This window comes from Virgibacillus ainsalahensis (genome assembly GCF_055380755.1).
This window is the reverse complement of record NZ_AP043943.1, coordinates 1155742-1176436: the sequence shown is the minus strand read 5'-3', so window position 1 is coordinate 1176436 and position 20695 is coordinate 1155742. Positions and strand designations below refer to the sequence as shown.

Genomic DNA, 20695 nt, shown 5'->3' with positions numbered 1-20695 from the left:
TTAAAAGTATTAACCGATTGAACCTTCCATCTCAAACTTGATTAGACGGTTCATCTCTACAGCATATTCCATTGGAAGTTCTTTTGTAAATGGTTCAATGAAGCCCATTACAATCATTTCTGTTGCTTCTTCTTCGTTCAATCCTCTGCTCATCAGATAGAACAGTTGTTCTTCTGAAACTTTGGATACCTTAGCTTCGTGCTCCAGTGAAATATTGTCATTATAAATCTCATTATATGGGATCGTATCAGATGTTGATTCATTATCCATTATCAGCGTATCACATTCAATATTTGAACGGGCTCCTGATGCTTTACGTCCAAAATGGACAAGACCGCGATAAGATACTTTTCCACCCTGTTTTGAAATTGATTTCGAAACAATGGAGGAATGCGTATTTGGCGCCAAGTGATGCATTTTAGCCCCCGCATCCTGTAATTGACCTTTACCGGCAAGTGCGATAGAAAGCGTATTTCCACGTGCACCTTCCCCTTTTAAAAGGATAGACGGATATTTCATGGTCAGTTTAGAACCAATATTGCCATCAATCCATTCCATTGTTGCATTTTCATCTGCTGTCGCACGTTTCGTAACTAGGTTATATACATTATTTGCCCAGTTTTGAATAGTAGTATAACGGCAATAGGCATCTTTCTTAACGATGATTTCAACAACAGCACTGTGTAGTGAGTTGGTTGTATAAGTTGGTGCTGTACACCCTTCAACATAATGAACAGAAGAACCTTCATCAGCAATGATAAGCGTTCTCTCAAACTGTCCCATGTTTTCTGAGTTGATTCTAAAGTATGCTTGAAGCGGTGTAGTTGTTTGAACACCTTTTGGCACATAAATGAAAGAACCACCGGACCATACTGCTGAATTTAATGCAGAGAATTTATTATCAGAATATGGAATAACTTTTCCAAAATATTCTCTAAATAGTTCTTCATTTTCCTTCAGGGCAGTATCTGTATCTTTAAATATAATACCCAACTCTTCCAAATCTTCTTTCAAGCTGTGGTACACAACCTCCGATTCATACTGAGCAGATACACCAGCTAAATATTTTTGCTCTGCTTCCGGAATACCCAGTTTATCAAACGTCTGCTTGATTTCATCAGGCACTTCATCCCATGTTGTTCCTTGTCTCTCCGATGGTTTTACATAATATACAATTTCATCGAAGTCAAGACCGGAAAGATCCCCGCCCCATTGAGGCATTGGGCGCTCATAGAAATGCTCCAATGCTTTCAGACGATAATCAAGCATCCATTGCGGTTCTTCCTTCAATTTTGAAATTTCCTCTACCACTTTGCGGGTTAATCCTCTTTCCGTACGGAAAACCGACACGTCTTTATCAGAAAACCCATATTTATATTCATCCATTTCCGGCATTTGCTTTGCCATCAATAAAACCTCCTTTAGGTGTTTGTAAAGCTTCTTGCCCTATAAGCTGCCTACTCTTCCTTAACACCTTTCTCCATCGCTTTCCATGCAAGCGTCGCACATTTGATACGTGCTGGGAACTGAGAAACACCCTGCAATGCAGCGACTTCACCGAAATCATCATCCTCTATTTCAATATCTTCACCAAGCATCATTTTGGAGAAATCCCCGGACATTCTGAGCGCTTCCTCCTCTGTTTTCCCTTTTATTGCCTGGGTCATCATAGAGGCAGATGACATACTAATCGAGCAGCCTTCGCCTTCGAATTTGGCATCTCTTACTCTACCGTCTTCAACCTGTAATTGCAATTGAATACGGTCACCGCATGTCGGGTTATTCATGTCCACTGTCAGTACGTCGCCTGTAATCGCTCCCCGGTTTCTAGGGTTCTTATAATGATCCATTATTACCTGTCTGTATAGTGTATCTAGGTTATTAAAAGACATCCCCAAAATACTCCTTCGTTTTCAAAAGTCCGTCTACCAATCGGTCAACATCCTCTTTTGTGTTATATAAATAGAAACTGGCTCGTGCTGTTGCTGATACATCAAGCCATCTCATCAATGGCTGTGCACAATGATGTCCTGCCCTTACAGCAATACCCTCAGCATCAAGTACTGTCGCTGCGTCATGTGGGTGAACATCATCGAGATTAAATGTTACTAATGCTGCACGCTCTTGTGGACCGTAAACTTCCATACCATCTATCGTGCGCACTTGTTTCATCGCGTATTCTGCCAATTCCTGTTCATGTGCTGTAATCTGATCCATCCCTATTTCATTAAGGAAATCAATTGCTGCCCCTAAGCCAATTGCACCAGCAATAATTGGTGTTCCGCCTTCAAATTTCCAAGGGAGCTCTTTCCATGTTGAATCATATAGGTTTACGAAATCAATCATTTCTCCGCCAAATTCCATTGGTTCCATATTTTCTAACAATTCTCGTTTGCCATATAATACACCTATTCCTGTAGGGGCACACATTTTATGACCCGAGAAACAATAGAAATCACAATCCAGATCTTCTACGTCAACTTTCAAGTGTGGAGCACCTTGTGCACCGTCCACAAGAAGAACTGCTTCATTTTCATGAACGATTTTGGCAATTTCTTTAACAGGGTTTACTGTACCCAGAACATTGGACACATGTGTGATTGCAACAATTTTTGTGTCTGTTGTAATCGTCTCCCGAACTGAATCCAATGTAATTGTACCGTCATCCTCGAGAGGAATATATTTTAGCGTTGCTCCAGTTGCCTTTACTGCCTGCTGCCAGGGAATGATATTGCTGTGGTGCTCCATGGGAGTAATCACAACCTCATCCCCTTCTTTCAGGTTAGCACGTGCATAGCTATATGCAACGGTATTGATTGCTGTGGTGGTTCCTCGAGTAAAAATCACTTCAGCAGTACTTGCAGCATTGATAAAAGCTCTGACTTTCTCTCTTGAACCTTCATATTTTTCAGTTGCTCTTGTACCAAGTGTATGCACGCCGCGATGCACATTGGAATTATCCTGACTATAATAATCATTAACTGCATCTATCACAGATTGCGGTTTCTGTGAAGTTGCTGAAGAATCAAGATAAACTAAAGGATGGCCATTAACTTCCTGGTTTAAAATGGGAAACTGACCACGAATGGCTTTTACATCCATCAGTACACTTTCCTTTCAATCACTTGTGTTAATTGGTTCTTCACTGATTCAATTGGCAATTGGCTTACAACTGGTGCCAAAAATCCATGAATGACCAGACGCTCTGCTTCTTCTTGTGTAATTCCGCGGCTCATTAAATAATACATTTGCATTGGATCTACACGTCCTACAGAAGCTGCGTGTCCTGCAGTAACATCATCCTCATCAATCAATAGAATCGGATTTGCGTCCCCGCGTGCTTTTTCACTTAACATAAGAACACGTGATTCCTGCTCAGAATTAGATCCAGACCCGCCATGTTCTATTTTACCGATGGCATTAAAGATGGTTGAGGCCCTGCCTTTCATTACACCACGTTGCAGGATATAACCTTCTGTTTCTTTACCTGCTTGAACAATGCTTGAAGTAAAGTTTTGCGTTTGTTTTCCACGCCCTACAGAAACTGCTTTCGCTTGGGATGAGGAATTGTCTCCTTCCAAGTGGGTAATGTTTTCAGAAGCAGTATTTCCGTCATTCATTTGCCCCAAAGCCCAGTCAATTGAAGCGTCACGATATGCTACTCCTCTGCGATTTACATAAGTAGTTGTACCTGCTGCAAAGTTATCAACAGCACCATACGCAACTTTTGCGTTATCGTGTGCAATAACCTCCGTAACAATGTTGGCCACTGTTTCCTGTTCCTCATTTTGGGAAATATAATTTTCCACATAGGTCAATGAACTACTTTCATCCGCGACAACGATGACATGGTTAAATAATGCTGCTTCCGGATCTTCCTGCCAGAAAATAGTCTGTAATGGTTCTTCAATCTGAACATTTTTAGGAACATACACAAAAATTCCACCGTTCATTAAAGCAGCATGAAGAGCCGTCAATCGATGCTGATCAATGGACACCGCATCTTTCATATAGTATTTTTTCACTAATTCCCCATGCTTTTGCAATGCTGTGAAAATATCGGTGAATATAACACCTTTTTGTTGTAACTTTTCACTTACGGTAGCATAGGCAACTGAATGATTACGCTGAATCAGCAAATTAGCCGGTACATTATTCTCATCAAAATATGCCTTCATTTCTTCAGGCAATTCTTTAATGGATGAAACTTTTTCACCTGTTGTATATGCGTGTTTGAAATTGTCGAAATTCCATTTGCTGATATTTGTTTTATCGGGTTTGGGCATTTCTAACGTCTCAGCTTGTTCTAAAGCTTGAAGACGCAAGTTTTGCATCCATTCTGGTTCATTTCTTTCCTTTGAAAATTGTTCTATATATTCTTTATCAAATGGCAGCTTTGTTTCAACAGTCATTTTACCCCTCCTAACTCTTACGCGTTTTGCTCAACTGTTTCGTCTTCAATGCCCAGTTCTTCTTTTACCCATTCATATCCTTCTTCTTCCAAGCGTTTTGCCAGTTCAGGGCCACCTGATTTAACAATACGTCCCTGCATCATGATGTGAACATAATCTGGGGTAATATAGTTTAACAAACGTTGATAGTGAGTAATAATCAACGTACCGAATTTGTCATCACGCATTTTGTTGATCCCTTTGGAAACGACTTTTAATGCATCAATATCAAGACCTGAGTCAATTTCGTCCAGGATTGCAATTTCAGGTTTTAATAACATTAATTGAAGGATTTCATTACGTTTTTTCTCTCCACCTGAAAATCCTTCATTTAAATAACGTTGTGCCATGTTTTTATCGATTTCCAAATAATCCAGTGTCTGGTCCATTTCTTTGATAAACTTCATTAAAGGAATCTCATCGCCTTCTTCTCGACGAGCATTAATGGAAGAACGCAGAAAATCTGAAGTTGTTACACCACTGATTTCACTCGGATACTGCATTCCCAAGAATAGGCCGGCACGGGCACGTTCATCTACTTCCATTTCTAATACGTCTTCCCCATCCAAAAGGACAGATCCTTCGGTGATTTCATATTTTGGATGTCCCATGATAGCTGAAGCCAAAGTTGATTTACCTGTTCCATTTGGTCCCATAATCGCATGGAATTCTCCACCTTTTATTGTAAGATCTACACCATTTAATATCTTTTTTCCTTCAATTGTAACGTGTAGATTCTTTATTTCCAATACTGATCCTGCCATATCGATACCTCCAAAAAACTATTTATTATCTTGAAATGAATGCTATATTCATTCTCAATCTATTCTCATTACAATCTTAAATCATTTCGAATGTATTATCAACTTTTAAAATTAGAAAGTGAATAGGTTTTTCATTTCTCTGATTTTATTTAAATCTTATTTATATTCAATTATAGTACGTTCACGGGTAATAAGCATTTATAATGCCTTAATCAATGAAGTATATCGCTATCTAAAAATAATGGTGTGTCTCATTGAGACACACCATTATTTTTTCACTTTATTTTTGTAGGTGACTATTTAGTTCAGCCAGTAATTTTTTTGATTGTTCATATTCTTTATCTCTTCTTTTTTCAACTTCAAGTCGTTTGCCTAACTTTCTCTCATATTCCGCGTAGCATACGTGATTGGATTGTTGCATTCCTTTCTCCATCTCACTTGTATAATTCAAACTTAAGCCACTATTAATAGTGAATCATCCTTTCGATTTGTTTGACAATAATAACTTTAACACAAGGATAATTCCCCTAACAATGTAGATTTAAACGCCTGTATCCTTATTTGATCTTATATACTTGAATGAAAGATATATGCCATACAACTCCATAAACATTTAGCTAATTACTGACATATACTATAAAATGCTCCAGATTTTCAGAAAACTAATTACTGCCACCCGTCGGAACAATGGCCCCGTCGTAATTTTCGGTAATGAAATTCTGAATTTCCTCCGATTGAAGGACATTAACAAGTGTATTCAATGCTTCGTTATCTTTATCCTCTGACCGAACTGCAATCACATTCACATATTCCGACTCTTCACCTTCAATAAAGAGTGCATCTTCCGTTGGGTTTAAATCCGCGCCAATCGCGTAGTTAGTATTAATTACAGCAAGTACATCTTCCTCGGAAAGGTATAATTCCGGCAGCATTGCAGGCTCATAGTCTGGTGAAAACGTTAAATTCAAAGGATTTTCCACAATATCATCTATTGTTGCAGCTGATTTTTTTACATTTTCATCCAGGGTAATTAAACCTTCTTCTTCAAATAAAGATAAAATACGACCATGATCAGACACAGAATTACTTAGAATAACCTCCGTACCTTCTGGAATTTCATCTACACTTGAAATTTCCTGTGAGTAAACACCCATTGGTTCGATATGAATCCCACCGAGAGATTCCAATTCATACCCTGTGTCACTGATTGTTTGTTCCAGAAACGGGTTATGCTGAAAATAGTTCGCGTCTAATTCCCCGTTTGCCAAGTCATCATTTGGGAAAACATAATCCTGGTATTCTTCAATGTTTAAAGTAATATTTTCTTTTTCAAGCAGAGGTTTTGCTTCTTCCAGTATTTCTGAGTGAGGTGTGCTTGATGCACCGATAGTAATTTCTGTTGTTTCACCATCATTGTCACCTGAACTATTTTCCTCAGCGTCTCCATTTCCACACGCAGCTAATATTAAAATTAATAAAGCTGATAAAAAAACAAAAACTTTTTTCATTTTTTATTCTCTCCTTATAATTTTGTTTCGTACTCTATTTTAGAATTGGCATTTTTTCCAAGTTGCCAAGTTTCTATTATCTTTTATCCAATTTATTTGTAATGTAGTCTCCAACAAATTGAAAAATAAATACAATTAATACAATAGCTATCGTACAGAGGAAGACGACATCAAAATCACGTCGTTGGAAACCAAAGTAGTACGCATAATTTCCTAGTCCACCTGCACCAATAACACCAGCCATTGCTGTATAACCTATAAGCGCGATAGCCGTGACGGTTAAACCGGAAACAAGGGCTGGCATAGATTCTGGCAGCAATACCTTGAAGATAATGGTCCGCGTCTTAGCACCCATTGATTTTGCTGCTTCGACTACACCTTTATCTACTTCCTTCAATGCAATCTCTACAAGCCGGCCATAAAACGGTGCAGAACCAATAATCAGCGCCGGGAGTGCTGCATTGGGCCCACGAATTGTACCAATTAGAAAATCCGTGAATGGAAACAGTAATAAAATCAATATAATGAAAGGGATAGCGCGAAAAATATTTACCAATGCTGCCACGATAAAATTAATGTATTTATTCTGCCAAATTCCATCTTTCATCGTGAGAAATAATAAAAGCCCTAATACAAGTCCAAAAATGCATGTCCCTATTAATGCAAAAATTGTCATATAAAACGTTTCATACGTTGCTACCCAAAAATCCTGCATATCTATATTTGGAAATAAATTAGTTAACACCTGGGATTACCTCCATTTCTACAGAGGTTTTTTCATGTACAAAGGAGACAGCCTTCTCTACTTCTTCCGGCTCACCTTTCACTTGCACAAATAATGTTCCATAGGCACCCGCCTGTGTCTGGGTAATTTTCCCCTGGAGTATATTGATATCAATTGCAAATTTTTTAGCCAATTGACTGATGAGTGCCTGATTAGTTGTCTCCCCGATAAAATGAAGCCGTATGATTTTACCATCTTCATAGGTATTAACTAAATGAGTCACGCTGTCCTCTTCATCATTTCCTCCCATGACCTGTTCCACAAACTTCTTTGTTACAGGTTGTTCTGGATGTGAAAATAAGTCCAATACATCACCTTGTTCTATAATTTTCCCATTTTCCATTACCGCAACCTGTTTACAGATTTTACGTATCACATGCATTTCGTGTGTAATGAGGATGATTGTCAGACCCAACTTTTGATTGATATCGACTAAAAGGTCCAGGATTGCGTTCGTGGTTTCAGGATCAAGTGCAGAAGTTGCTTCGTCACAAAGTAATATCTTTGGGTTATTTGCTAATGCGCGAGCAATACCGACCCTCTGTTTCTGACCGCCGCTCAGTTGAGACGGATAAGCATTCTCTCTTCCTGACAGCCCCACTAAATGAATTAATTCCTGCACACGCGACTGTCTTTCCTTCTTTGAAATTCCAGCGATTTCGAGCGGAAAGGCAATATTATCCTTTACTTTTCTGGACCATAGTAAATTGAAATGCTGAAAAATCATACCAATTTCCTGGCGTGCAAGCCGTAGCTGATTCGTGTTTAATGCTGTTATTTCCTGATTATCAATCTCAATTCGTCCAGTCGATGGTTCCTCCAGTCTGTTAAGTAATCTGACAAAAGTACTCTTTCCGGCGCCACTATAGCCGATGACTCCGAATATCTCTCCTTCTTCTATATCGAGTGTCAGATCATCCACAGCAGTAATATGCTTTTTATCCGACTTGTAAAATTTACTTAAACTTTCTATAGTAATCAAACATAATCCTCCTCGTAAAAACTGCAACATCCAGTATAGCCTTAGTATACTCAACTTTTCGCCAGTTTTAATGGCAATAAAAGTATATTCCGTATTTACATAGTTAGAGCCACATTTTATACCGCCTTAACTGCAAATAAAAAACGCCTTTCTGTAAGAGAACAGAAAAGCGCAGTACATTACCTTTTCGTTCTCTCATCCACCAAAGTAATTACTTTGCAGGAGTTGGCACCTTTCAAACACCATCACGTTTGAAGGTTGCCGCGGTTTCATAGGGCCAGTCCCTCCACCGCTCATGATAAGAGATAATCGCATTCAACTGGAATTTAATATTTTAAATAATAGCACGCTCATTATTTTGTGTCAACACAAACAACCTAGCCTTTCACAAACAACTCCGGTTTATATTCCATTAAGTAATGGTATATATTTGCAATTGAATAAAACGTATATACTTTTTCTTTTATTTCGCTTTGTTCCATTATCAAGAGACATGGTACACTTTCTATTCTGTTTTCCTGCATAAATTCCGGGTACATGGAAGCATTCATTTCATAAAAAACATCTTCCTTATGTACGGATTCTATCTTGTCAAGCATGGTGCGCGCCAACTTACATGTTCCGCAAAATGGCGTGTAGATATATAATAGATATCGATCTTCCTGCAAGACTTCATTTGTTATCTGTTGCAAATTATCACCCTAAATCAAATGGAAAAACCAGGCCTCACTCTGTTGGTTGCAGGCCGGTTTTTCTTATACTTATAAATACTTGTTACCTTTCAATGCAAAAATCGGATTAACGGCAATGTGCTTGCTCAGTAAAGCAGTAGCGAGTATGTTTTCCGGGGTCGTTGCCACTTCCCGATATTCACTGCTAACGAAAATATGCTCAGCATGCGGCAGCTCTCGGGCTAATTGTCTCCGAAGCTTCACACCCGGCTCATCCTCATCAACCATTATAATGACATCCTTATGATCCAGATCATACGTCTCCAGAAGTTCATCAAAACGTTCTACACCAAGTGTACCGTTTGTACAAACAATCGTAACATCATCTGTTATTAGTTTCTCTATCTGTCTTTTGTCTGTTACTCCCTCAACAATGATCACCTTATCCGTTTCATGAGTTATCATCACATAGCACTCCTTATGAAATCAAGCAAGAAGCTTATTTACTTAAGTATATGATAAAACAATAGCTGACTATACACTTTTTAAAAAGTATAAGTCAGCCAGAGATATTTTTAGTTATTTTAGTCTTCTTCCGTAATCTCTTTGTACTGCTCTGCTGATAATAACTGATCCAGTTCAGACTCATCCGCAGGTTCTACAACAACCATCCAAGCTTTTTCATATGGCGATTCATTTACAAATTCAGGGCTGTCTTCCAGCTCCTCATTCACTTCTATGATTTTCCCGCTGACAGGAGCATACAGTTCTGAAACGGTTTTTACCGATTCCACACTTCCAAATGGCTCATCCAATTCAATTTCATCGCCAACTTCCGGAAGTTCAACGAATACGATATCTCCCAGTTCATCTTGTGCAAAATCTGTAATGCCGATGCGCAACCGACCTTCTTCCTTTTTAACCCATTCATGTTCTTTTGAGTATAAATTATCTTCCGGTAAACTCATAACCATCCCTCCATATAATCATTTCATTTCAACTATACAAGTTAAGCTTGAATTTTTCTAGTATTTATTCAGCCAATACTCCTGAAACATTTCTTCCTTAAATCCAACCGTTACCTTTTCGCCGTCTGTTACGATTGGTCTCTTTATCAGCATTCCGTCAGTAGCCAGAATTTCTGCCATTTCCCGTGTATCTGCTTCTTTAATTTTTTCTTTGATATTCATTTCACGATACTTTTTCCCGCTCGTATTGAAAAATTTCTTGGCAGGAAGGCTACTTTTTGCGATAAAGTCCAGGAGTTCTTCTTTAGTTGGTGTATTTTCAACAATATGTATACTGTTATATTCAACATTATTATCATCCAGCCATTTCTTTGCTTTTTTACAAGTTCCACAGTTGGGATACCAATAAAATGCAAGTGACATATCTTTAACCCCCATTTCTATTTGTTTACATTTAATTCTATCATGTTTCCTGCATGTATTGAAGTTTTATACAAATCAAAAGCCTCCTGTTATCCTACGACAGAAGGCTCCTTTCCTTTATACGGTATATTTTTCTTCTTTAATGATCTCAGCAGCTATCTCACGTTTTTTCGAAACCACGTTTGTTGGTGTGTGACGAGTCAGTTTCCTTAGAGATGAGAGCATCGTGCGTAAATTGTCTCCTTCTTCTACTGCAATCAATGTTTCTTTCGCATCTGCTTCCATACGATTAAATGCTTCTTGTACATACACTTGAGTGTAGAGAAGCTTCTGTATATTTTTCTCTTCACCTGATTTGTTAACCGCTTTTTCTGTTCGAAGGATGGCAGATTCCATGTTGTAGACTTCTGCAACCATATCTGCGAGGTTTACAAGAATTTCTTGTTCGTTCTCGAGCTTCTGTCCATATTTTTGTGCAGCAAGACCGGCACCCAGCAGAACGATTTTCTTCGCGTTTTTCAATAAATGCTTCTCCTGTTCCAACGCTTCTGTACCAACTTCTTCCGGCATCATCATTACTAATTCCTCTTGAAGCGTTTGAGCCTTTTGCAATAATGGCAATTCGCCTTTCATTGCTTTTTTCAGCAATGAACCAGGGACTAACAGACGGTTAATTTCATTTGTTCCCTCAAAAATACGGTTAATACGTGAATCACGATACATGCGTTCCACTTCATACTCTTGCATGAATCCATAACCGCCATGCATTTGTACAGCTTCATCCACCGCATGGTCCAGCAATTCAGTAGCCATATATTTACCCATGGAGCATTCAATTTGATATTCAGCAATTGCACGGGCGACTTCACGGCCATCTTTCAACTGCTCCTCATCCAATGCCCCCATTCGCTGTTCAAACAATCCTACAGTTCGATACACCGCACTTTCATTTGCATATATTTCCGAAGCAATTGTTCCAAGTTTTTCCTGTGTCAATGAAAAACTTGAGATTGGTGTATCAAATTGTTTTCGTTCATTCACATATTTTGTTGCAGCTGCCAATGCATTTTTTGATCCGCCAACTCCACCAATTGCCAGCTTATAGCGTCCTACATTCAAAATATTGAATGCAATCACATGACCGCGACCTTTTTCGCCTAATAGATTTTCCACGGGCACTTCCGCATCTTCTAAAACTAAAGTTCGTGTGGATGAACTTTTTATACCCATTTTCTTTTCTTCCGGTCCAGTGGAAACACCAGGGTATTCACGTTCTACAATAAATGCAGAAAAATGTTCACCGTCGATTTTAGCATAGACAATGAATACGTCGGCGAAAGCTGAATTGGTGATCCACTGCTTTTCACCATTTAATATATAGTGCGTTCCGGCTTCATTCAATTTCGCTGTTGTCTTTGCACCCAAAGCATCTGAACCTGAACTTGGTTCTGTCAAGGCATAAGCCGCAATCAATTCACCTGTCGCCAGTTTTGGCAAGTATTTCTGTTTCTGTTCATCATTCCCGAAAAATACAATCGGGAGTGAACCAATACCGACATGCCCACCATGTGTTATCGAAAAACCACCAGCACGAGAAAACTTTTCTGTAATAAGAGAAGAACTGATTTTATCCAGGCCGATTCCGCCATATTCTTCCGGCACATCCGCACCTAAAAGCCCCAATTCCCCAGCTTTTTTCAATAATTCCACAGAGTGCTCAAATTCCTGGTTTTCCAAATTATCAATTTTGGGAACCACTTCCCCTTCCACAAAGTCTTCAGTGGTTTTAGCAATCATTTTGTGTTCTTCTGTAAAATCCTCTGGAGTGATGACATCCTCCCCAGTCAAGTCTTCAATTAGAAAAGATCCGCCTTTAAAAATTCTTTCTTTTGTTTCATCCATCTTAATCTTCCTTTCCATTAAAGTATTATATTTTCACTGTTTACAAAAGTTCAAAAACACCAGCTGCTCCCATACCGCCGCCGATACACATGGTGACAACACCAAATTGTTCATTTCTACGCTTCATTTCATGAATAAGACTCAGCGTTAGTTTCGTACCTGTCATTCCAAGCGGATGGCCAAGTGCAATTGCTCCTCCATTTACATTGACCTTACCTGGATCCAGCTCCAATGCCTGAATAACACGAACCGACTGTGATGCGAACGCTTCGTTTAATTCGAATAGACCGATGTCAGACAGTTCCAGTCCAGCAATTTTTAAGGCTTTTGGCACCGCTTCAACCGGGCCGACTCCCATAATTTCAGGTTCAACACCCGCAACAGCAAACGAACGAAATTTGACAAGAGGGGCTAGCCCTTCTGCTTTTGCTTTGTCACGGTCCATAACTAATACGGATGCAGCTCCATCACTCATTTGCGATGAATTTCCTGCAGTGACGGAACCTTGCATGTGAAAAGCCGGACGAAGTTTTGCCAATATATCTGTAGTTGTACCTGGACGAACTCCTTCATCCATCTCAAACATAAATTTCTTTTCTTCGATTTTATTCTTTTCACCAACCACACGCTCTGTTATTTCAACAGGAACAATTTCATCCTTAAATTTACCTTCCTGAATGGCTTTCGCTGCTCTTTCATGACTTTGGACAGCAAAAGCATCCTGATCTTCCCTTGATATTTGAAATCGATTGGCAACTTCTTCTGCTGTATGTCCCATCCCCATATAATATCCTGGAGCATCCTGGACAAGTGTTGGATTCGGCTTAATGACATGCCCGCCCATTGGAATAAGGCTCATTGATTCCGCTCCACCTGCAATGATTGTGTCACTCGCTCCAATCATAATACGCTCTGCAGCAAAAGAAATACTTTGCAGGCCTGATGAGCAATAACGATTGATTGTTATCCCTGGTACTTCTTTTTTCAATCCTGCAAGTCCTGCAATATTTCTTGCCATGTTCATTCCCTGTTCCGCTTCAGGCATCGCATTTCCGATAATCACATCATCAATATTCCCGTCATAGTTATCAGCACGTTTTAAGGTTTCTTCTATGGTTAATGCCGCTAAATCATCTGGCCGGCTGTTGGCAAGTGATCCCTTATTTGCTCTGCCTACAGGAGTTCTTGCACCTGCCACAATTACTGCTTCCTTCACATTTCTTCCCCCTATCTGTTAGTTTCGTAATGGTTTTCCTTTCATAAGCATGTGCTGCATTCTGGCTTGTGTTAATGGTTCACCCATCAGGCTCAAAAATGCTTCTCGCTCCAGGTCGAGCATGGTCTGCTCATCGATTATGCTTCCTTCTCTGATTCGTCCACCAGATAGTACATATGCCAATTTCTCTGCAATTTTTACATCATGTTCGGATGCATAACCTCCAAATTGTAATGTCTTTGCTCCCAATAACATCGCTGCATAGCCTGCATCCCCGACTACCGGGATTTTCTCAGGCTGAGGCGCCCTGTAACCTGCTTTTGCCAATTCTAGAACTCTCTCTTTTGCATCATATAAAAGGTGATCCGGATTCACACTAACCCTGTCATTATTATCCAAAAATCCATTCTCATATGCTTCAGCTGCAGAAGTGGATACTTTAGCAGTGGCTACTTTCTCAAATACATCATTTGCTACTTTTGTAAGGTCAAAGTCAACACCCTTCGGAAGATTTCGCAATTCTTTTAAATAAAGCTCTTTGGTCCCCCCTCCTCCAGGTATTAACCCGACACCTGTTTCAACAAAACCTATATAGGTTTCCTGGGATGCCTGAATTGCTGCAGCTGGCACTGTTACCTCTGCTCCACCACCCAATGTCATATTAAATGGAGCCGCAACAACCGGCTTTTGAGAATATTTAATATTCATCGTCATGTTTTGGAATTGGCGAACCACCATATCCAGTTCAAAGAAATTGTCATCCTGTGCTTCCATCAGCATCATAGCCAGATTTGCACCAACGGAGAAGCTCTTGCCCTGGTTTCCTATAACGAGTCCTTTGTAGTTCTTATCAACCTCTTCTATTGCATAATTAACCATTTGAATGATATCGAGGCCAATCGCATTGCTCTTGGAATGGAACTCAAGTCCAGCAACACCATCTCCTAAGTCTATTAAACTGGCACCTGTATTCTTTTTAATCACACCATTTACTTCTTTTAAGCTTTTGAGGTTAATCTCTTTTCTATTAAATTTCTGTTGTTTATATTCGCCACTATCATAATAATAGACTTTGCCGTTCCCTTTTTTATAGAAGGATTCATCGCCATCCTCCAACATTTTCAACACCCATTCAGGTACTACTTCTCCTTCTTCCTGCATTCGCTCGACAGATTTCACAAGCCCTATAGCATCCCATGTTTCAAATGGGCCAATTTCCCAGCCGAAGCCCCATTTCATTGCCTGGTCGATGGAAACAATGTCATCAGCTATTTCCCCAAGAAGGTCAGCAGAATAAATGAGTACCGGCTTCAATACTGCCCATACAAGTTCGCCTGCTTTATCCCCCTTCGCCGATACAAGCGCTTTCAATTTACGACGGGAACCTTTCTCTTGTTTTGTCATTTCGGTTGCAGCGGTTTCTAATTTTTTTCTACCCTCATACTCCAGTGTATTTGGATTTATTTCATAAATCTCACTTCCACCTTTTCCTTTTTGTTTCTGGTAAAATCCCTGGCCACTTTTTGCTCCCAGCCACCTTTTCTCATACATTTTCTGCATGAACGAGGGTACATCAAATACGTCCTTCTCATCCCCCTCAACTTGATCATAAACATTTTTTGCTACGTGAATGAATGTGTCCAGTCCAACAACATCAAGTGTGCGGAAAGTCGCGCTTTTTGGACGACCGATCATCGGACCTGTTACTGAATCCACCTCTCCAACACTGTAACCGCCTTTTAGCATTTCTCTAACCGTAACAAGCAGACCGTATGTGCCGATTCGATTGGCGATAAAGTTTGGTGTATCTTTTGCTTCGACCACGCCTTTCCCCAGAACATCCTCACCAAATTCTTTCATAAATGCGAGAATTTCCCTGTCTGTATCTTTTGTTGGAATAACTTCAAGCAATTTTAAATATCGTGGCGGATTAAAAAAATGTGTGCCAAGAAAATGTCTGCGGAAATCCCCCGAACAATCTGCTGCCATCTCCTCCACAGAGATTCCTGATGTATTGGAAGTGACAATTGAACCCTCTTTACGGTATCTATCCACATTTGCAAAAACCTTTTTCTTGATGTCCAGGTTTTCTGTAACAACTTCAATAATCCAGTCAACTTCATTTAATCTCTCCATATCATCATCCATATTTCCCGGTTCGATTAAATCAAGACTGTTTTTATTTGTAATCGGTGATGGCTTTTGTTTTAAAAGTGATTTTTTACTCTGCTCGGCCATCCGGTTTCGAACTGCTTTATCTTCCAATGTTAAACCTCTATTTTTCTCTTCGCCTGTTAATTCACGTGGTACAATATCAAGCATTAATACTGGTATCCCTACATTAGCCAAGTGTGCAGCAATTCCAGATCCCATTACACCGGATCCCAAAACCGCGGCTCGCTTGATTGATTGTTTCATGGTTTATCCCCCAATCATGTTTTGAATGAATACTCATTCATTTTTGTAAAAAAATAAAAGATAGTCCTTAGCCATCTAATTATTACTATAAATTATATTCTGTAATTTCGCAATAAAAATCATCAGTTTAATCTAAAAATTTAGTATTCCTTGTAGAGAAAGGACAAAGCCTGCACTTATGCAGTAAGAAAGTTTTATATGTTTTATGAAAACAACTGTTATTAGAACGGGGGAAATTATTCAGTATATCCCAAGATTATACCTTTTTCCGATTGGCTCATTTGGTAAATTTCGTTGCCTTTAACGTCGCAATTGATATAAAAGACAAAGTAACTTTATCGTGATTTTGCTTCTTTCATTTCCTTTGAACCCGAGTGCTATCACAATCGCTTCGGCAGAATACTTCGCTTTTTAGTGGGCACGGCTTCAGCCTCCTCAGAAGCAAAGAACGCTTCTTCCGGGGTCTTCAGACTCGTGCTATGCCCACAGGTGTCTACGCATTCTGCCTACGCTTGGAATGGTGTTCTGATTATAGAAAGGATAAAGCACATGGAATTTATGTTTCATGGACATTTTCTCCCTGAAAAAGAAAGCTATTCTAAGCTGCTTAAAAAATGCGAGACTCCAACGGGAAAAGGAACAGTCTGAAGACCCCACAGCGAGCGAATTAAAGAACATAGGCTAAGAACGCCCCGTCCTGGGGCAACGCCTATGTGACCAACATCGTGTTGGCCCGAGGCTGAAGCGTTCCCCGTGGAAATCGAGTATTTTTTAAGCAGCGCTGTATTAGCACCTATTTTGTAAGGGATGAGAGGAAATCACTGTTAAGTTACGTCGTCTTTTATATCTTTTGTATCAAAAGATATAATTTTTTCGGTGGGCGAGTAATCCAGTTTCAAGTCTTTTAGAAAACAGCCTTCTGGTTTAATTAGTTGTTTTCATTATAGAGTGGTCGCGGCATGCTCTTAGCCGCCATGTTGGTTTATTTACTGCCAAAAAGCTGATTTCCCATGGGAAACCAGCTTTTTCCTATACTACTACATCATACCCCTGATCTTCGACTGCTTCTCGCATAGCAGCAATACTCACATCTACATCATCATAGGTTACATCGACCTTGCCAGTATTTAAGTGCACTTCCACCCCGGTTACCCCATTTAATTCTTCTAAGGCGCCTTTTACCGCGGATTCACAGTGAGCGCATGTCATACCGTGTACATCTAAAGTTGTTTGCATTTTTCATTGCTCCTTTCAAATTCATCTCTTTTATTCATGCTTTATTACACTGTATCCGATTTTCCAACAGATAAAACGTGTACTCTACCCCAAATTTTTATCCATGACTTGCCTAATATACTATTTTCAAAGATAATCGTAATCATTCCTATTTACAAATCGTAACGATTACGGTATGATATGAAAAGAAAATGTGACTTCTTGCCATATTTTTCGGCAGAAGTCTTTATTGCCTTTAATATAGTAAGATAAGTTTTATTTTTTAACGGCTTAAAAAGGAAACGGGGAGGCATTTATAAACGTGAAATTTTTTAAAACTATAATCTTCTTGGCTGGACTAGCTATTATTACAATCGGCTGCAGCTCGTCAAATCAAGAAGCTGGCAAAGACGATAATTCAACGCTTACAATTTATACGACAGTCTACCCAATTCAGTATGCTGTGGAACAAATTGCTGGAGATCGTGTAACCACCGAATCTGTTTACCCACCAGGAGTAGACGCACATACCTATGAACCTACCTCACGCGACATAACAACCATAGCTGAAAGCGACGCGTTTTTTTATTTAGGAGCGGGAATGGAAGGATTCGCGGAAACTGCTGCAGATGCATTGGATTCTCAGTCTGTCAAGTTGATAGAGATTGGAAAGCATGAACAACTTTTCAGTGATTCTGAAGATACCCATGAACATAACGAAGAAGCCCATTCAAATGATGATCACAACCATGGCGATTTGAATCCTCATATTTGGCTGGACCCGGTTCGCATGATAGAAATGGCGCATATTATTAAAGATGAACTAGTGGAATTAAATCCAGAAAATCAAGAACTATTTAATGAAAACTTAGAAGTATTAGAGGAAGAATTATTGGAATTGGATCATGCATTTTCCAATGCATTAGACACCAAAACCAACAAAAAAATATTAGTCTCTCATGCGGCATTCGGATATTGGGAAGAAAGATATGGAATTGAACAAATTTCTGTTCATGGAGTATCATCAACAAACGAGCCTTCCCAGAAGGAATTAATTGAAATAATAGATGAAGCAGAAAAACATGAGTTAGAATATATCATTTTTGAACAAAATGTTTCCACAAAGATTTCGGAAATTATTAGAGATCAGATCGATGCAGAAACGCTGGTCATTCATAATCTTTCTACATTGACTGATGAAGATATTAGCAATGATGAAGATTACATATCCTTGATGAAACGTAATTTGGATGTGTTGGATAAAGCTACAAAATAGGCGATAAACTCTCGATTAATTACGCCTGTTTATACGAAAATTTAAAGAGGAGAATTATGATGAACGAACCGGTTGTATCCATGAAAAATATCAGCTTTATGTACGAACAAAAAAAAGTGCTTAATCATATAAACTTTGAAATTCCCCGAGGTTCTTTCATGGGTTTACTTGGCCCTAACGGAGGGGGGAAAACAACGTTAATTAAATTAATTCTTGGTCTCCTAAAACCTAGTGAAGGAAACATCCATGTGCTGAACCAACCGATTGAAAAGTTTAAAGAATGGAATAAAGTGGGGTTTGTATCACAAAAAGCCAATGCATTCAATACAGGTTTCCCTTCAACTGTATTTGAAGTCGTCTCGATGGGACTTACAGCCAAAGTTGGATATCTTAAATTCTTTAATCGTAAACATAAAAAGATGATATTACATGCGATTGATCAAGTAGGGATGCTGGAATATGCTTATGAAAATATAGGAAATCTTTCAGGCGGGCAACAACAACGTATATTCATTGCACGTTCGCTTGTCAATGAACCTGAATTGCTTATCTTAGATGAGCCTACAGTAGGTGTTGATTTCGAAAATGTTCAGCGTTTTTATGAGCTTTTACATGATTTAAATGAGCAACGTAATATCACCTTATTACTTGTAACCCATGATACAGGTACCATAACGGAACATGCGACAGATATTGTCTGCTTAAATAAAACATTGCATTTCCATGGGAACCCTGCAGAATACCGTTCATTAACCGAGAAGGATTTATCCCGACTATATGGACATCCCATACACATTGTTACCCACGATCATTAATGTTGGAGGCACAGTTATGCTAGTAGATTTTTTTGAATACGACTTTTTACGAAATACATTTTTAACAGGTTTATTAATTGGAATTATCGCGCCATTACTCGGTACATTTATTGTGGTAAGGCGACTCTCTTTAATTGCGGACGCCCTATCTCATGTAACATTGGCAGGTATTGCTTTCGGGTTGCTAATTGAGAAAAAATTTGCAATTACCTTTATAACTCCTTTTTACAGTGGAATGGCATTTTCTGTTATTGGCTCTGTTTTAATTGAAAAGTTACGGTCCGTTTACAAAACGTATGAGGAGCTTGCCATTCCAATTATTATGTCTGCAGCTGTAGGGCTGAGTGTTATTTTTATCTCCGTGGCTGATGGATTCAATACAGACTTATTTACGTATCTGTTTGGCTCCGTATCAGCTGTCAGTCAAAATGATTTCTTTTCCATATTAGGTATTTCCATCTTCGTTATACTTATTGTATCATTATTTTATAAGGAACTATTCACGTTATCGTTCGATGAAGAACATGCAGCAGTATCCGGAATTCATACAAAGCGAATCCATTTGCTCTTTATCGTTTTAACTGCATTGGTAATCGCAGCTTCCATTCGTATTGTAGGAGTATTATTAGTATCAGCATTAATGACATTACCAGTTGCCGCAGCCATGAGATTGGCAAAAGGCTTTAAGCAGATGATGTTCTTATCGATTCTATTTGGAGAATTAGCTGTTATTATCGGATTAATCTCAGGTTACTATTTAAACATACCGCCTGGCGGAACAATCGTAATGATATCTATAGCCATTCTATTACTTTCCATAGGTGTAAAACGTTTTGCAGTACCATCGAAAAAAGTGAGGGAAGCGGAATGAATATTAATGAAGCAATCGAACTTTTAAAAGATAAAGGTTATAAGACAACAGGAAAAAGAAAGGATATATTAGCCTATTTTGAAGATGTTGATGGTTATCGCACCGCCAAGGATCTAATCCAACATATGGAAGAAAGCTATGAAGGCATTAGCTTTGATACGGTTTATCGTAATCTGCATTTATATGATGAAGTAGGTATTTTGGAAACAACAGAATTAAATGGAGAAAAACATTTCCGTATGAGTTGTGCCCATCATCACCACCATCATTTTATCTGTAATGAATGCGGGAAAACAAAGGAAATCGAAGTATGTCCAATGGATGATGTACAAAAAACGCTGGCCAACTATGCGATTGAAGGACATAAATTTGAAATTTATGGTTTATGCCCACTATGTAAAAGTGCTTAGGTCTATCAAATATTTTTCACT

The 20695-nt window shown here is 39.0% G+C and carries 21 protein-coding genes and 1 riboswitch; of the genes, 4 read left to right on the top strand and 17 right to left on the bottom strand.

The genetic code is table 11. The features are described 5' to 3' along the window. Nucleotides 1-9: 9 nt before the first annotated feature. The 17 genes from sufB to copZ form a co-directional block, all read right to left on the bottom strand. Nucleotides 10-1407: a Fe-S cluster assembly protein SufB gene (gene sufB, locus ACZ427_RS05500; RefSeq protein ID WP_461178497.1), complete on the bottom strand. Its 1398-nt coding sequence runs from the start codon at nt 1405-1407 to the stop codon at nt 10-12. Between the two features lie 50 nt (nt 1408-1457). Further along, nucleotides 1458-1892, bottom strand: a complete 435-nt coding sequence (sufU, locus tag ACZ427_RS05495) for a Fe-S cluster assembly sulfur transfer protein SufU (RefSeq protein WP_461178496.1) — start codon at nt 1890-1892, stop codon at nt 1458-1460. Further along, a complete protein-coding gene (locus ACZ427_RS05490) occupies nt 1882-3102 on the bottom strand; it encodes a cysteine desulfurase (RefSeq protein WP_461178495.1) in 1221 nt (406 codons plus the stop codon). Before ACZ427_RS05490 ends, sufU begins: the two co-directional genes overlap by 11 nt. Further along, complete coding sequence (gene sufD / locus ACZ427_RS05485) at nt 3102-4412, bottom strand: Fe-S cluster assembly protein SufD (RefSeq protein ID WP_461178494.1); 1311 nt, start codon at nt 4410-4412, stop codon at nt 3102-3104. The genes ACZ427_RS05490 and sufD overlap by 1 nt, the downstream gene beginning before the upstream one ends. Nucleotides 4413-4429: 17 nt before the next feature. After that, on the bottom strand, nt 4430-5215 hold the full coding sequence (gene sufC / locus ACZ427_RS05480) for a Fe-S cluster assembly ATPase SufC (RefSeq protein ID WP_461178493.1): 786 nt from the start codon (nt 5213-5215) through the stop codon (nt 4430-4432). 280 nt (nt 5216-5495) lie between these two features. Next, nucleotides 5496-5666: a hypothetical protein gene (locus ACZ427_RS05475; RefSeq protein ID WP_464883537.1), complete on the bottom strand. Its 171-nt coding sequence runs from the start codon at nt 5664-5666 to the stop codon at nt 5496-5498. 211 nt (nt 5667-5877) lie between these two features. Continuing rightward, nucleotides 5878-6723 (bottom strand): MetQ/NlpA family ABC transporter substrate-binding protein, encoded by an 846-nt coding sequence (locus ACZ427_RS05470; protein WP_461178492.1) that lies wholly within the window; start codon nt 6721-6723, stop codon nt 5878-5880. A gap of 76 nt (nt 6724-6799) precedes the next feature. Next, nucleotides 6800-7468, bottom strand: coding sequence for a methionine ABC transporter permease (locus ACZ427_RS05465; RefSeq protein WP_461178491.1), 669 nt, complete (start codon nt 7466-7468; stop codon nt 6800-6802). Continuing rightward, nucleotides 7458-8489: a methionine ABC transporter ATP-binding protein gene (locus ACZ427_RS05460; protein WP_461178490.1), complete on the bottom strand. Its 1032-nt coding sequence runs from the start codon at nt 8487-8489 to the stop codon at nt 7458-7460. The genes ACZ427_RS05465 and ACZ427_RS05460 overlap by 11 nt, the downstream gene beginning before the upstream one ends. Nucleotides 8490-8681: 192 nt before the next feature. Further along, nucleotides 8682-8794, bottom strand: a riboswitch (SAM riboswitch). Between the two features lie 72 nt (nt 8795-8866). Beyond that, nucleotides 8867-9181: a thioredoxin family protein gene (locus ACZ427_RS05455; protein ID WP_461178489.1), complete on the bottom strand. Its 315-nt coding sequence runs from the start codon at nt 9179-9181 to the stop codon at nt 8867-8869. A 69-nt stretch (nt 9182-9250) separates the two neighbouring features. Next, nucleotides 9251-9625 carry a toprim domain-containing protein gene (locus tag ACZ427_RS05450; RefSeq protein ID WP_461178488.1) on the bottom strand — a complete coding sequence of 125 codons (375 nt, stop codon included), beginning with the start codon at nt 9623-9625 and terminating at the stop codon, nt 9251-9253. Nucleotides 9626-9744: 119 nt separating this feature from the next. Next, the gene (gene gcvH, locus ACZ427_RS05445; protein ID WP_461178487.1) at nt 9745-10128 is read right to left on the bottom strand and encodes a glycine cleavage system protein GcvH; all 384 of its coding nucleotides are present in this window, start codon (nt 10126-10128) and stop codon (nt 9745-9747) included. Between the two features lie 57 nt (nt 10129-10185). Continuing rightward, the gene (locus ACZ427_RS05440) at nt 10186-10551 is read right to left on the bottom strand and encodes an arsenate reductase family protein (protein WP_461178486.1); all 366 of its coding nucleotides are present in this window, start codon (nt 10549-10551) and stop codon (nt 10186-10188) included. A gap of 117 nt (nt 10552-10668) precedes the next feature. Beyond that, nucleotides 10669-12453: an acyl-CoA dehydrogenase family protein gene (locus ACZ427_RS05435; RefSeq protein ID WP_461178485.1), complete on the bottom strand. Its 1785-nt coding sequence runs from the start codon at nt 12451-12453 to the stop codon at nt 10669-10671. Nucleotides 12454-12493: 40 nt separating this feature from the next. Beyond that, entirely contained in the window at nt 12494-13669 is a 1176-nt protein-coding gene (locus ACZ427_RS05430) for an acetyl-CoA C-acetyltransferase (RefSeq protein WP_461178484.1), read from the bottom strand. 18 nt (nt 13670-13687) lie between these two features. Further along, nucleotides 13688-16087 (bottom strand): 3-hydroxyacyl-CoA dehydrogenase/enoyl-CoA hydratase family protein, encoded by a 2400-nt coding sequence (locus ACZ427_RS05425; protein ID WP_461178483.1) that lies wholly within the window; start codon nt 16085-16087, stop codon nt 13688-13690. A 1029-nt stretch (nt 16088-17116) separates the two neighbouring features. Then, nucleotides 17117-17323, bottom strand: a complete 207-nt coding sequence (gene copZ, locus ACZ427_RS05420) for a copper chaperone CopZ (protein ID WP_461178482.1) — start codon at nt 17321-17323, stop codon at nt 17117-17119. Nucleotides 17324-17624: 301 nt separating this feature from the next. On the opposite strand from copZ, the gene ACZ427_RS05415 reads away from it, so the two are divergent. Genes ACZ427_RS05415 through ACZ427_RS05400 form a run of 4 tightly spaced genes read left to right on the top strand, consistent with a single transcriptional unit; the run spans nt 17625 to nt 20674 of the window. Beyond that, nucleotides 17625-18578: a metal ABC transporter solute-binding protein, Zn/Mn family gene (locus tag ACZ427_RS05415; protein ID WP_461178481.1), complete on the top strand. Its 954-nt coding sequence runs from the start codon at nt 17625-17627 to the stop codon at nt 18576-18578. 59 nt (nt 18579-18637) lie between these two features. After that, nucleotides 18638-19393, top strand: coding sequence for a metal ABC transporter ATP-binding protein (locus ACZ427_RS05410; RefSeq protein ID WP_461178480.1), 756 nt, complete (start codon nt 18638-18640; stop codon nt 19391-19393). Between the two features lie 16 nt (nt 19394-19409). Next, nucleotides 19410-20264 carry a metal ABC transporter permease gene (locus ACZ427_RS05405; protein ID WP_461178479.1) on the top strand — a complete coding sequence of 285 codons (855 nt, stop codon included), beginning with the start codon at nt 19410-19412 and terminating at the stop codon, nt 20262-20264. After that, nucleotides 20261-20674, top strand: a complete 414-nt coding sequence (locus ACZ427_RS05400) for a Fur family transcriptional regulator (RefSeq protein ID WP_461178478.1) — start codon at nt 20261-20263, stop codon at nt 20672-20674. The genes ACZ427_RS05405 and ACZ427_RS05400 overlap by 4 nt, the downstream gene beginning before the upstream one ends. Nucleotides 20675-20695 lie beyond the last annotated feature (21 nt).

Excerpts from the sequence above, each read along its gene's own strand:
- ACZ427_RS05400 (WP_461178478.1), top strand. The coding sequence starts at position 20,261 with ATGAATATTAATGAAGCAATCGAACTTTTAAAAGATAAAGGTTATAAG.
- gcvH (WP_461178487.1), bottom strand. The coding sequence starts at position 10,128 with ATGAGTTTACCGGAAGATAATTTATACTCAAAAGAACATGAATGGGTT.
- ACZ427_RS05470 (WP_461178492.1), bottom strand. The coding sequence starts at position 6,723 with ATGAAAAAAGTTTTTGTTTTTTTATCAGCTTTATTAATTTTAATATTA.
- sufC (WP_461178493.1), bottom strand. The coding sequence starts at position 5,215 with ATGGCAGGATCAGTATTGGAAATAAAGAATCTACACGTTACAATTGAA.
- ACZ427_RS05425 (WP_461178483.1), bottom strand. The coding sequence starts at position 16,087 with ATGAAACAATCAATCAAGCGAGCCGCGGTTTTGGGATCCGGTGTAATG.
- ACZ427_RS05490 (WP_461178495.1), bottom strand. The coding sequence starts at position 3,102 with ATGGATGTAAAAGCCATTCGTGGTCAGTTTCCCATTTTAAACCAGGAA.
- ACZ427_RS05405 (WP_461178479.1), top strand. The coding sequence starts at position 19,410 with ATGCTAGTAGATTTTTTTGAATACGACTTTTTACGAAATACATTTTTA.
- sufD (WP_461178494.1), bottom strand. The coding sequence starts at position 4,412 with ATGACTGTTGAAACAAAGCTGCCATTTGATAAAGAATATATAGAACAA.
- ACZ427_RS05440 (WP_461178486.1), bottom strand. The coding sequence starts at position 10,551 with ATGTCACTTGCATTTTATTGGTATCCCAACTGTGGAACTTGTAAAAAA.
- ACZ427_RS05450 (WP_461178488.1), bottom strand. The coding sequence starts at position 9,625 with ATGATAACTCATGAAACGGATAAGGTGATCATTGTTGAGGGAGTAACA.
- ACZ427_RS05435 (WP_461178485.1), bottom strand. The coding sequence starts at position 12,453 with ATGGATGAAACAAAAGAAAGAATTTTTAAAGGCGGATCTTTTCTAATT.
- copZ (WP_461178482.1), bottom strand. The coding sequence starts at position 17,323 with ATGCAAACAACTTTAGATGTACACGGTATGACATGCGCTCACTGTGAA.
- ACZ427_RS05410 (WP_461178480.1), top strand. The coding sequence starts at position 18,638 with ATGAACGAACCGGTTGTATCCATGAAAAATATCAGCTTTATGTACGAA.
- sufU (WP_461178496.1), bottom strand. The coding sequence starts at position 1,892 with ATGTCTTTTAATAACCTAGATACACTATACAGACAGGTAATAATGGAT.
- sufB (WP_461178497.1), bottom strand. The coding sequence starts at position 1,407 with ATGGCAAAGCAAATGCCGGAAATGGATGAATATAAATATGGGTTTTCT.